Source organism: Paenibacillus sp. EKM301P (assembly GCF_011800295.1).
GTDB lineage: Bacteria > Bacillota > Bacilli > Paenibacillales > Paenibacillaceae > Paenibacillus > Paenibacillus polymyxa.
The window spans coordinates 108,650-120,892 of the sequence record NZ_JAALFM010000006.1 but is presented as its reverse complement, the minus strand read 5'-3'; the positions used below and the strand labels follow the sequence as shown (position 1 = coordinate 120,892).

Genomic DNA, 12,243 nt, shown 5'->3' with positions numbered 1-12,243 from the left:
GATATCTGTTATGGCTCACCAGAAGAGAAGGAAAGAAGCTGCATGGAAGTCACGAAAGCAAGAACAGCATCCCCATGGTAAAATCAAATCGCTCAAGGAATTGTCCAGCGAACAGGATTGAGGAGTATACTACTTGGAAAAGAAGGGCTGTCGATGAATTTATCGGCAGTCTTCCCATGGTGTGTGATCATAAAGGCCCTTCATACAGGCGGCATCCAATATGTTTTATTTCAGTGGTCAGTGTTATTGGAGGCATTAAGTTAGCTATTCACCCCTGAAAATATACATATATTTTCAGGGGTGTTTTTATTAGGTTTTCTTTGTCAAAGCGAAAAATTACTGCAATTCACCAATGCGTGTGGGGTACTGTCGGCCCTTTTACGGAAAGCTTACCGACGGACGGTAGAGGACGTTCTTCGCTTGCAAGAAGCCGTAAACTGATGATAACGTTAATTTGACGAAAGCTAAATTAGGATGGGAGTTGAAAATTCTTGAAGAAACTCGGTAAATTTTTGCTTGTAGGTTTAAGCTTGGGGTTGGGCCTTGCAATCGGTAATCTACTGACTCCTGCCGCCTCTGCCGCTAGTACCGAATATTATGTGTCGACAATTGGTAGCGATTCCAACGCGGGAACAAGCGACGCGCCGTGGAAAACGCTCCAGCATGCGGCTGACACAGTCTCTCCAGGCAGCAAGGTCTATGTCCGAGGCGGTGTTTACAAGGAGAAACTGAAAATCACCCGCTCTGGCTCCGCCTCGCAAGGCCCCATCGTGTTCGCAAGCTATGGCAACGAAACCGCCATTGTTGACGGAACAGGCCTATCGGTCAGCGGGAACGAGGGGTTAATCGAATTGGCCGATGTCAATTACGTTACCATCCAGGGGTTTGAAATCCGCAATTTTACCACAGCTTCCAAGAACGCAGTGCCTACAGGCATTTACGTTCACGGTGCAGGGAGCTTCATCAATCTGTCCGATAACAAAATCCACGACATCAAAAACACGGCCACCCCAACCGGAAAGGACCGGCTGGGACGGGACGCTCACGGCATCGCTGTTTATGGCACGAAAGCTCCTGCATCGATTCACAACCTTACAATCAGCGGCAATGAACTATACAATCTCGTGCTCGGCTCCAGCGAATCGCTTGTTTTAAACGGTAATGTGAACGGCTTTGCAGTGACCAGCAACCTCATTCACGATAACGACAACATAGGAATCGATCTGATCGGCTTTGAAGGAACCGCACCGAATACTGCTTACGATCAAGTGCGAAACGGGTTGGTAAAGGGCAACCGAGTGTACAATAATTCGGTTCGAAATAACCCATCCTACAAGAGCGATGACAACTCGGCCGGCGGCATTTATGTAGATGGGGGCAAGGACAACATTATTGAGCAGAACTACAGCTATAACAATGACATCGGTGTCGAAATAGCCTCCGAGCATGCCGGCAAAGCCACCAGCAATATTACGGTCCGCAGTAACGTGATATATAACAACCGATTGACCGGCATTGCTATGGGCGGCTATGATGACGAACGTGGCTCAACGGTAAACAGCAAGATCGTGAACAATACGCTGTACAAGAACGATACATTGGACGATGGAAGCGGCCAGCTTTTAGTTCAGTATGATACACGAAACAACGTGATTAAGAACAATATTTTCGTAGCGAGTTCGACTGATGTGTTGATCTACAATGGATATACCCAAAATTCTGGAAATGTTGTTGATTATAATTTATATTTTGCACCTGGTGGCAGTTCGGGGGCCAACTGGACCTGGAAAGATAAAGAATATACGGGATTCGCCACGTACAAATCGGGAACGGGTAACGATGCGCATTCTCTGTTTGTCGATCCTAAATTCGTGAATGCCACGAATGGCGACTTCCATTTGCAGCCCTCGTCACCAGCGATCGATTCAGGATCAACGGATAACACCATCATCGGAACCGAGGATATCGACGGGGAGCCCCGCGTGAAAGGGAAGGCCGTGAATATCGGTGCAGATGAGTGAAACAAAACTAGACTCAAATGAATAGCTGATTTATCCCAAAAGCCCTCTAGGTTCGAGGGCTTTTGTCTTTATACATATAACATTCATAATTTGTATATTTGCAATTTTTGTAGTTCTTGATACACTGTAATTGATAATGAGAATCATTATTGATTAATTGAAAGGTCACTTTATGATCACCGAGCGCTTGTTGCTATGGAGAGGCATTCGTCCTGGATGTTAACTCGGTTGGCTTTGCCTACTTGAGCATACACTGATCGGAACATTTCCTAGGGGCAACATTATTTTTCTATAGAGAAAGGTTGATAGTATTGGCTGCAAATAGACAATTATGTATTGGGTTATCCTTATCTGCAACATGGATGAAAGGAGACGGTTGGCGGCGCTCAGACAGCGGTGTGGAAAAGATGGGGGCCATTGACTATTACATTGATTTGGCGAAAATGGCGGAGAAGGCAAAGCTCGATTTTCTTTTCAAGGCGGATTATCTGTATGTTAGCCCACAGATGCTGGGCGATTCCGCTAATTTTGGTAGTCCTGACCCTACAATGATGTTTGCGGCGATTGCTCGTGAAACCGAGCGAATTGGATTAGTGACAACAATTTCCACTACGTTCAATCCGCCGTATGTTGTCGCAAGGCAGCTTCAGTCGTTACACTGGCTCAGCAACGGACGTGCTGGCTGGAATATCGTGACTTCGATTGAAGGGGCAGAAAGTTTCGGTGATTCGCCTATGCCTTCACCGCAAGAAAGATATGCGAAAGCCATGGAATTTACTGACGTCGTTTCGCAAGCTCTGGGAAAGTTTCCCGAACGAAGCAATTGTGATTGATCGGGAGTCAGGCATTTTTTCTGATAAGGATAAGGTTACTTCAATCCATCATTCAGGTGATTTTTTCAGTGTCCGGGGGCCGCTTACTTTGCCTGCCCATACATCGGGGTCCATTCCTTTATTTCAAGCAGGCGCGTCAGATACAGGGCGAAATTTTGCCTCTTCAATAGCGGATGCTATCTTTGCGGCGATGCCGGATCTTGAGTCCGGCGTGGAATTACGAACCGATCTGAGAAGAAGAGCCAAGGAACATGGAAGCGATCCGAACGCCATCAAAGTTTTGCCAGGATTGTATTTTTTCTTGGCTGAAACTCGCGAGGAAGCGCATGAATTGCATAAGTCTGCACATGCTCATTTGAGTGTGGAGCGCAGACATGCATCGCTCAAGTCAGTACTTGGCCTTGATTTAAGCAGCTTTGAGTTGGATCATTGCGTAACTGCCGATATGCTTCCCGATCCAAATCAGCCAGTCCGCAGCCGGACACATGCTGAGCTTTTGCGCCGGTATATTACGAAGTATGAGCCTACAGTGGAAGAGGTATTGGCAAGACCTGAGGTCGTTGGTTCTGCACATTGGGTCTCCGTTGGAACGGTTGATGACGTATTGAACGAGATTATTCAGCGGTTTGAGGCTGGGGCTATTGACGGATTTATAGCTCTTCCGGGCGGTTCAGAAGAATCTATGAAAATATTCTTTGAAAAACTGATGCCGCAGTTGGTTGAAAGAGGTTTGTTCAGAAGCGAATACGCAGGTTCTACACTGAGGGCACATTTAGCTATTTAACCTCTAATACTATCGAGGAACGAGAACATTAAAAGTCGCTATTTTGTGGCTTTTTTTGTTTTAACGGTACAAACTCTTGATCAAATCGAGGTCAAAATTTGTGTCTATTGCCGGAGAGGGATTTTTTGTAGAGAAAACTGGGAATCGATCAAAACTATTTGGAGAAATTAAAATTAGAGGCTGTTAAACTAGTTTTTGAAGAGAATATAGCCTATCGAAAAAAAGGAGGACCAATACCAAGTTTCAGTGCAGACTAAAGATATGCGCATTCAAGAGCAATCCAAAAAAAACAATTGTTAGTTAAATGAAGAAATAAGAGGAGGTAGATTAAATGAGGAAATCAATCCAAATGGATGAATTGACACTAGGCGTTTGTTATTATCCAGAGCATTGGCCGGAGAAGTTATGGGCAGATGACTTCCGTCGAATGCGGGAGATGAACATATCGGTTATTCGCATGGCAGAATTCTCCTGGGCGATGCTTGAGCCTGAAGAAGGCCGATTTGATTTCAGTTTTTTTCACAGGGTAATGGACTTGGCACATAAATATGGATTAAAGGTTATTTTAGGGACACCGACTGCCACGCCGCCAGCTTGGTTAACACACAAGTATCCTGAGGTATTGAACGCAAACATGGATGGCGTGTTATATAGGCACGGTATGCGGCGGCACTACAACTACAGTAGTGAGAAGTACAGAGATTTCTGCTCAATCATCGTGAGGAATATGGTTGAAGCTTACAAAGATCACCCCGCAGTCATTGGTTGGCAGATTGATAATGAACTGAACTGCGAGATGAATGTGTTTTATTCCAAAGCAGACCATATTGCGTTCAGGGAGTGGTTAAAGGGACGGTATGGCTCACTCGACAATTTGAATAAGGCTTGGGGGACAATATTTTGGAGCCAGACTTATACCGATTGGGAACAGATATATCTAACACGGACGATGGTCAACAGTTCACCTAATCCACATCTTGCGTTGGACGAGAAACGTTTTATATCTGCAAATGCGATTTCTTTTGCTAAGATTCAAGCGGAAATCATTCGGAAACTTGCGCCACACCATTGGATCACTACTAACGGAACTTTTGGACATCTGGATAGTCACGAGTTAACGGATAAGCTTCTAGATTTCTTTTCATACGATTCCTATCCTCAATTTTCGACGATATTTCCTGGGGGTGACGAAGACCCGCTTGCAGACCGTGCATGGAGTATGAACTTGTCTAACGTCCGATCTATTTCGTCGAATTTCTGCATCATGGAGCAGCAGGCTGGGCCGGGGGGATGGGTTGATCGGATTGAGATGGGTTCGCCTAGACCGGGACAAATCCGGCTGTGGTCGTATCAGTCGGTATTGCACGGAACCGATTTACTAGTCTACTTTCGTTGGCGGACAGCGACAATGGGCACCGAAATTTATTGGCATGGAATTAACGACTATCACAATCAACCAAATCGCAGAGTGCGTGAAGTAGCTCAAGTCGGTGAGGAATTTGCCAAGATCGGCTCCTTGATCGCGGGTACAACATACCAAGCCGAAATCGCCATCATGCAGGATTATGATAATATCTGGGATGGAGAGTTTGACAAATGGCATGGACCTCTTCAGTGGCAGAGTCAGCGATCTTGGTATAAACAGCTTCAATACCGTCATATTCCAGCGGATCTTATTACACTCCGCAAGGAGACCATCATGGAGGATTTGACCAAGTATAAGGTAATTGTGTATCCGCATCCAGCAATCATGACTGATGAAACAGCTGACCTTCTCACAAAATATGTTGAACAAGGCGGGACCATATTCTTTGGCGCGCGTACCGGCTATAAGAACACGAGCGGACAATGCTATATGCGACCATTCCCAGGACCTGTGGCTGAGCTTTGCGGAATAAATGTTGAAGACTTCACTTTAATCAAGGGTAGCGTTCTTCCAGCAGAGTTGCATTGGGAGGGCAGCCGGTTACCTTTAGGTACAAAGGCTGTTGGTTTTAATGAAATTCTCAGCGTAAAGAAAACCGAAGTGGACATTGTAGCAACGTACTCAACTGAATATTATAAAGGTGAGCCTGCATTAACAAGACGCATAGTCGGTCTTGGAAAAGCATGGTATTATGGTGCTGCCTATAGCGAACCGGTAGTTGATTCCCTTATAGATGAATTGGGCTTAACTTCCCCGGTTACTGACTGGTTAGATGTACCGAGTGAAGTTGAAGTGGGGATTCGAGCTTCAAACGGAACCTCTTATCTCTTTTTGCTGAATTACTCGGGTGAATCGGTCATCATCACGATGAAGAAGTCGAGTAAAGATCTTTTGACTGATACATGGATAGAAGGCGAGGTTAGTATGCCGCCTTATGGAGTCATCATTTTAGAGTTATTCGTTTAATAGGCGTGTTCACGCCACAAATCATCAGGAGGTGAGAAGTGCCATATACATATTGTTAACCAGAGTGTGAAGGGGGAATGGAAGCCAACAGTGAATCATGCAGATTTGACTGCAACATTAGAGGGATATTCGGGTGGTCTAACAGTACGTATTTTTTCAGCACTGTAGCTTTTTACTTTGTCATTTTCATAATATATTAATAATTACACATATATTATTGCAAGGAAAAGGCGCTATTTAGCGTCTTTTTTGTTTCAACGGAAAAAGTTATTAAACCATATTGAGGACAGGATCTTGTTCCTTATATTATACCAGCTTTGCCCAAAAAATAAGCGGAATGCAACCAAAATAATTTTATTATTCAATTAAACAATTGAGTAATATTAAACTTTATCATATACTAAGAAAGTTCTATAACAGAATCTAAGGGGGTCAATCTTATGACTATGATGAGAGCGATACAAGTTCCTGCTAAAGGCGAATCCATGAAATTAGTTGAAATTCCTATTCCTGTACCTGAAGAAGGGCAAGTACTTCTCCGTATAGAAGCGTGCGGCGTATGTAACGGTGATTCCATGGCCATTGGTGGTGCTTCCCCAGAATATCCGCGGATACCAGGCCATGAAGTGATCGGAATCGTGACGGAGTTAGGATCTGGATCTACCAGATGGGAAATCGGACAACGAGTAGGTATTGGATGGCATGGAGGACATGATCATGTTACCGGCCTGACTATGGATGGAGGCTATGCTGAATACATGGTAGCATTTGAAGATAGTCTGACCCACATACCTAATGAAGTGTCTTCTGAAGAAGCAGCTCCTTTGATGTGCGCAGGAGAAACTACATTTAGTGCACTGCGAAATAGCTCAGCCCGACCAGGGGACCTCGTTGCGATTTCCGGAATTGGTGGACTTGGTCACTTGGCTGTACAATACGCAAAAAAAGCTGGGTATCAGACCATAGCAGTATCTCGTGGTAGTGATAAAGAGAAGCTTGCTCGGGAACTTGGGGCACATTATTATATTGATTCCGAAAAAGAAGATCCTGCTAAAGCTTTACAAGCGCTAGGGGGAGCAAAAGTTATTCTTGCTACAGCACCAAATGCAAAAGTCATTTCCACATTAATTGATGGGTTAGGAAAAGATGGAGAGCTCATTATTGTAGCCGGTTCTGGTGAACGTTTAGAACTGTCTGCCATGGACTTTCTGAAGGGACCCCATACTGTTCGGGGTTCGTTTACAGGACAATCGAAGGAAATTGATGCGGCAGTTCGATTTAGTGTACTGACCGATGTACGACCTATGATCGAAGTTTTCCCGTTGGAACAAGCTAGTGAAGCATATGAAAAAATGATGTCGGCTAAGACACGATTCCGTGCCGTGTTGAGCATGACCAAATGATAAATCCTTCGCAAATCTCTTCACTCTTGACAGATAAAGAGTACAGTTTTATAATTCAATTAATCAATTGAATATTATAATTGATGAATATTATATTTATTGGAGGTATTTCTAATGGGAGCAACTGTATTGACAAAAAATACGTTTTCAAATCAAATCCAGTCCGGTGTGACCTTGGTAGACTTTTGGGCTCCATGGTGTGGACCTTGTAAAATTCAGCTTCCTATTGTGGAAGAATTAGCTGATGAACTGAAAGGACAGGCGACATTGGCAAAAGTTAATGTCGACGAAGAAACCGAATTAGCTTCACAATTTGGCATTCGAAGTATTCCAACTTTGTTGCTGTTTAAAGATGGTAAGCTCGTTGATACCATGGTTGGTGTGAATCAAAAAAATGTTCTTAAGGACAAAATTCTTAAATTGGCTAATTGATATGAAAATCGACAACATTATAATGAAATAATGTTGTCGATTTTTTGCTCTTAGAGCGCCCCTTTCAACGTAGCGGATACAATTTGAGAGTGACTCAATATCATCATATAAAGAAGATAATCTTTTAACATATGTGACTCCCTGCTGAAACATGGAGAAGGAGAGAAACAATGAGAAACCAAGTTAAAAAAAATGCTCCGGTAATCATCGTTGGTGCAGGTTTGAGTGGACTTCGCGCAGCATCGTTACTCACCGCTCACGGTATAGAATGCATTGTTTTAGAATCGAGAGATCGTATTGGTGGTAGAGTTTTGACTTTAGAGGTTTTAGACAATCCTGAACTCGGAAAATTCGATCTTGGACCCACATGGTTCTGGCCACGCTCTGAGAAAATTATTACTCAGCTCACGAAAGAACTGGGTTTGGAGACTTTTAATCAATTTAACGAAGGACGAATGCTCCTAGAACGCTCCCAACATGAAACACCACAACAGCATCTTTTGCCAGAGGGGGCAATGGAGCCCTCGCTAAGATTTGTTGGTGGAGTACAGTCTCTGATTGAGGCGCTTAGTGCTACTTTGCCGTCAGGAGCAATCCAGCTCAATACACGTGTAACTTCGATTCATCAAGAAGAAGACGGTACAATCTCCTTAGAAGCCAATGGAAAACAATTTTACACAACTGCAGTGATTATCGCTATTCCACCACGGCTGGTTGAAAAAAATATTAAATTCGAGCCAGAACTTCCTTATGAACTGAAGTCTTTTTTAATTGATAAACCAACATGGATGGCCGGTCAAGCTAAAGTGATTGCCATTTACGACCGACCATTTTGGCGTGAAGCTGGACTCTCCGGTTTTGCATCAAGTTGGGTGGGCCCTTTACAAGAAATTCATGATGCTTCACCAGGTACAGGAACAGGTGCGCTATTTGGCTTTTTTGGTTTACAGGCAAAAAAGCGGAAGATTTTGGGCGAAGATAAACTCATGCAGCTTGTGTTGGAACAATTGGCTAGACTTTATGGGCCTGCTGCCGAGAATGTAAATACACTACTATTTAAAGATTGGTCAAGCGACACCGATACAGCTGTTGAGGAAGACGCCGAGTCACTTCGTCACTATCCAAATTATGGCCCTGTTTACGGAGATCCTTGGGGAGAGGGCATATTTTTTACGGGCACTGAGACGGCTGATCAACAGGGAGGACATTTGGAAGGGGCGATTCAATCAGCTGATCGAATCGTAGCAAGATTTTTAGAACGATTTGATGAAGCATAGTACAGATAGTTGTAAAAAAACGGTCATGCTTCGCTAACTTAACATGCTATTGAATATGAAGTGTTTCAGATAAAGTTTGGGGGCTTCAAAATGAAAGAAACAGATATCAAAGATCGATTGTATCAACAATTTTCTCGAATCGGGAAATGTTTATCGAGTGACAAGCGCTTAGAGATCATGGACATTTTGTCCAATGGTCCAAAATCAGTTGAAGGTTTAGCAACACAAACGGGTATGAACGTTGCAAATGTCTCTCGTCATCTACAAATCTTACTGGATGCTAAATTGGTCAAGTGCTGCAAAAAAGGGACATACGTCATATACAGTATAGGTGACCCTTTAGTAATTGAATTTCTATCTTCTTTGTGGAAAATATGTGAAGATCGACTATCTGATATAAAGCAAATTAAAACTGAGTTGGAATTACAATATCCAGAGGTTCAAACCATCACCAAACATGATTTGTTAGAAAAAATGAAAAAAAGACTGTTATTCTTCTAGATATTCGTCCCACAGATGAATATGATGCTTCTCATATTCCAGATGCCATTTCAATACCATTAGACCAACTTGAGAATTACCTGAAGACAGTTGATAAATGTACTATAGAACTTGCCGCATACTGTAGAGGCCCATACTGTTCGCTGGCATCTCAAGCGGTTGATTATATGCTGAAGCAAGGGTATATGGCTTATCGAATTGAAGAAGGAATTCATGATTGGAATGTGTGTGAGGAGTCATAAGTTTCTTTAAGAGAGGAGCAGTTTTATTATGAGTGTAGTGGAACTGACATCAATAGAAGAAATAGATTCCTTTATCGAAATTAATCCTTTGAGTATGTTATACGTATCCCAAGAAGATTGTAACGTATGCCATGCCATTTACCCCAAGCTCAAAACAATGCTTAAACTATATCCTAAATTGGCTCTTGCTCGTGTTAATGCTAGTCAAGTGGAGGAAATCACAGGAAGATTTTTGATTTTTTCTGTACCGACAATCTTGGTTTTTCTTGATGGGAGAGAATATCTACGCGAAGGGCGTTTTGTTCAATTTGAACAACTAAAAAAACAATTACAGTTATTGTCCGATGAAGTTTAATTTTTCGATGAAAAACAAACGATGCAAAAGCATATCTTCAAATTACATTGAAAATTAATGCACCAGAACGTGAGGCAGCTGCAAAGGTTTATACAACTTATAAAGAGCCTTTCCTGTCTGGTATTCCCGGTGCGGTTTCTAAAGAATTGCTTGTGCGTGATGAGGATGTCCAAGTTTTGCATGGCTTTAACAGTGAAAGCGATGCCAAGGCTTATCTCGAAAGTGATCTATTTAATAATGATGTTGTTGTTGGACTCAAAGACCTGCTTCAAGCTGAGCCAGAAATCCGGATTTATAGCACATTCTAGAAATTGATTTAGCACACTCTGACTATTTCAATTAGGTTTAAAATCAGGAAAGAAACCGACAGAGCACAGCTGTAATGTCGGTTTCTTTCGTTAAATAGAGCAAACCATAAGTTTTGGTAGAATTATGTGCATTGATTGAGGATCTTAATCTTAACGAAGTTTTGGACTTACAATACCAAAAAGGGGATGTTAATATGGCAGAAAAGATAATTAACATGAATACGGTTTGGTACAAAGATGCAAAGGGCGATGGACGCATTAAAAGTGACAATCTCCAAACTCAAATTGCAATTCCAGTCCCAAAAGGGGGAAGTGGTAAAGGGGCTGAACCACAACAACTTCTTATCTCTTCTGCGGTGGCTTGTTACACGATGACCTTAGCATATATGTTAGATAAAAATAAACTTCCTGTGACTGGATTCTTTATGGATACAGAAGGTAACATAACTCAAGGTGATCAGTTAAGTATTACCCACCGCCCGCATGTTGTTCTGAATCCAGGAGCAACCCATGAAGACGTAAGCATGACGGAAGATTTTATACAAAAAGCAGAAGAAAATTGCCATATTGGTCAATTACTAATAAAGGCCGGCGTCTCCGTAGGAACTCAAGGAAAAGTAACCATTGATTCTGGAGAGGATCTTACTAGTAGCTATATTGCAGAACACGGATTGGAATGGTAAGTTTAAGCACCAATTTTTAAGTCGTATTTTTCAATCTAATGAAGTGCATAATGTGCAGGCTTGCATTATTCACAAAAAGACTTCAAAGTCACAAATATGTGGGCTTCGAAGTCTTTTTTATTTGATGCTTAGATTGGTTACTGTTAGTGAAAATGTTCCTGCCACTCATTCAATCCGTCTTCCATACGATACGCCTTAAATCCCTCAACTTGCAATTTTTGCGTAGCAAGTGCCGAATAAACGCAAAATGGCCCTCTACAATAAGCGACCACTTCAGCTTCCTCTGGTAACTCTCCCATTAATACGTCTAGGTCTTCCATAGGCATTGAAATGGCTCCTTGAATATGTCCTGTTTCAAACTCTTCTTTGGGACGCAAGTCAACTAAGATAATGGAGTTTTCATCTAGTTTTTTCTTTACTTCATCCATGGATAGGGTATGAATGTCATTCAAGTTGTTTAAGAAGTCATCTTTCATTTTCCCGATATCAGGAATTTGTTTCTCACTAATCTTCCACAGTGAAGAGAGAAAGTCAATGATCTCCGGGTCTGCTAGCGAGTATATGGCGTAAGTTCCTTTCTTTGTAAACTTAACAAGCTTAGCGTCCAGTAACACCTGCAGATGACGAGAAACATTAGCTATATTCATATCCGTACATGTCGCTAGTTTCTCCACTGTTCTGGGACTTTGTGATAGTACATTCAAGATTTCAAGACGTTTGTCACTTGATAGACATTTACCTATTCTAGCCAGTTGCTTATATAGATCTTCTTTGAAAAGCTTTGCGCACTTTAGCATATCTTCCATTCATTTATAACCTCATTTCAACTTGGTGACATATGTTAAGGATTCTACACTTTATATTTTGACCAATATGGCAAATCAAAAATACTTTTTATACACTGAAAAACCCTTTGAATCCAGCATTCTCCTCATAATAGGGCACTATATCAATTGATGAATAGAATTTTAACATGTGGAGAGACGAAGTCAAGGGCCCCTGAACTAATGGA

At 42.3% G+C, this 12,243-nt stretch carries 12 protein-coding genes and 1 pseudogene; 12 read left to right on the top strand and 1 reads right to left on the bottom strand.

Going from position 1 to position 12,243, the window contains the following annotated elements; translation table 11 throughout:
- Positions 1-10: 10 nt before the first annotated feature.
- The 12 genes and pseudogenes from HFD99_RS25735 to HFD99_RS16105 all read left to right on the top strand — a co-directional run bounded on the left by HFD99_RS25735 (position 11) and on the right by HFD99_RS16105 (position 11,231).
- The gene (locus HFD99_RS25735) at positions 11-121 is read left to right on the top strand and encodes a DUF6254 family protein (protein WP_014599788.1); all 111 of its coding nucleotides are present in this window, start codon (positions 11-13) and stop codon (positions 119-121) included.
- A gap of 370 nt (positions 122-491) precedes the next feature.
- Positions 492-2,021 carry a right-handed parallel beta-helix repeat-containing protein gene (locus HFD99_RS16150; protein WP_123797241.1) on the top strand — a complete coding sequence of 510 codons (1,530 nt, stop codon included), beginning with the start codon at positions 492-494 and terminating at the stop codon, positions 2,019-2,021.
- 311 nt (positions 2,022-2,332) lie between these two features.
- Positions 2,333-3,638 (top strand): annotated as a pseudogene (locus tag HFD99_RS16145) (NtaA/DmoA family FMN-dependent monooxygenase).
- A gap of 331 nt (positions 3,639-3,969) precedes the next feature.
- Positions 3,970-6,030, top strand: a complete 2,061-nt coding sequence (locus HFD99_RS16140) for a beta-galactosidase (RefSeq protein ID WP_123797240.1) — start codon at positions 3,970-3,972, stop codon at positions 6,028-6,030.
- A gap of 440 nt (positions 6,031-6,470) precedes the next feature.
- Positions 6,471-7,433, top strand: a complete 963-nt coding sequence (locus tag HFD99_RS16135) for a zinc-binding dehydrogenase (RefSeq protein ID WP_025364932.1) — start codon at positions 6,471-6,473, stop codon at positions 7,431-7,433.
- Between the two features lie 114 nt (positions 7,434-7,547).
- Positions 7,548-7,865, top strand: coding sequence for a thioredoxin (trxA, locus tag HFD99_RS16130; protein ID WP_123797239.1), 318 nt, complete (start codon positions 7,548-7,550; stop codon positions 7,863-7,865).
- Positions 7,866-8,035: 170 nt separating this feature from the next.
- Positions 8,036-9,142 carry a flavin monoamine oxidase family protein gene (locus HFD99_RS16125; RefSeq protein WP_123797238.1) on the top strand — a complete coding sequence of 369 codons (1,107 nt, stop codon included), beginning with the start codon at positions 8,036-8,038 and terminating at the stop codon, positions 9,140-9,142.
- A 90-nt stretch (positions 9,143-9,232) separates the two neighbouring features.
- Positions 9,233-9,643, top strand: coding sequence for an ArsR/SmtB family transcription factor (locus HFD99_RS25730; RefSeq protein ID WP_225164757.1), 411 nt, complete (start codon positions 9,233-9,235; stop codon positions 9,641-9,643).
- Positions 9,634-9,885: a rhodanese-like domain-containing protein gene (locus HFD99_RS25725; RefSeq protein WP_225164905.1), complete on the top strand. Its 252-nt coding sequence runs from the start codon at positions 9,634-9,636 to the stop codon at positions 9,883-9,885. Before HFD99_RS25730 ends, HFD99_RS25725 begins: the two co-directional genes overlap by 10 nt.
- 28 nt (positions 9,886-9,913) lie before the next feature.
- Positions 9,914-10,240 carry a thioredoxin family protein gene (locus HFD99_RS16115; protein WP_016820858.1) on the top strand — a complete coding sequence of 109 codons (327 nt, stop codon included), beginning with the start codon at positions 9,914-9,916 and terminating at the stop codon, positions 10,238-10,240.
- Positions 10,241-10,287: 47 nt separating this feature from the next.
- Positions 10,288-10,548, top strand: coding sequence for a hypothetical protein (locus tag HFD99_RS16110; protein ID WP_225164888.1), 261 nt, complete (start codon positions 10,288-10,290; stop codon positions 10,546-10,548).
- A gap of 194 nt (positions 10,549-10,742) precedes the next feature.
- On the top strand, positions 10,743-11,231 hold the full coding sequence (locus HFD99_RS16105) for an OsmC family protein (RefSeq protein WP_044785998.1): 489 nt from the start codon (positions 10,743-10,745) through the stop codon (positions 11,229-11,231).
- Positions 11,232-11,374: 143 nt separating this feature from the next.
- Here HFD99_RS16105 and HFD99_RS16100 read toward each other — a convergent pair whose 3' ends face one another.
- Positions 11,375-12,037, bottom strand: coding sequence for an ArsR/SmtB family transcription factor (locus HFD99_RS16100; RefSeq protein ID WP_019687315.1), 663 nt, complete (start codon positions 12,035-12,037; stop codon positions 11,375-11,377).
- Positions 12,038-12,243: the final 206 nt, after the last annotated feature.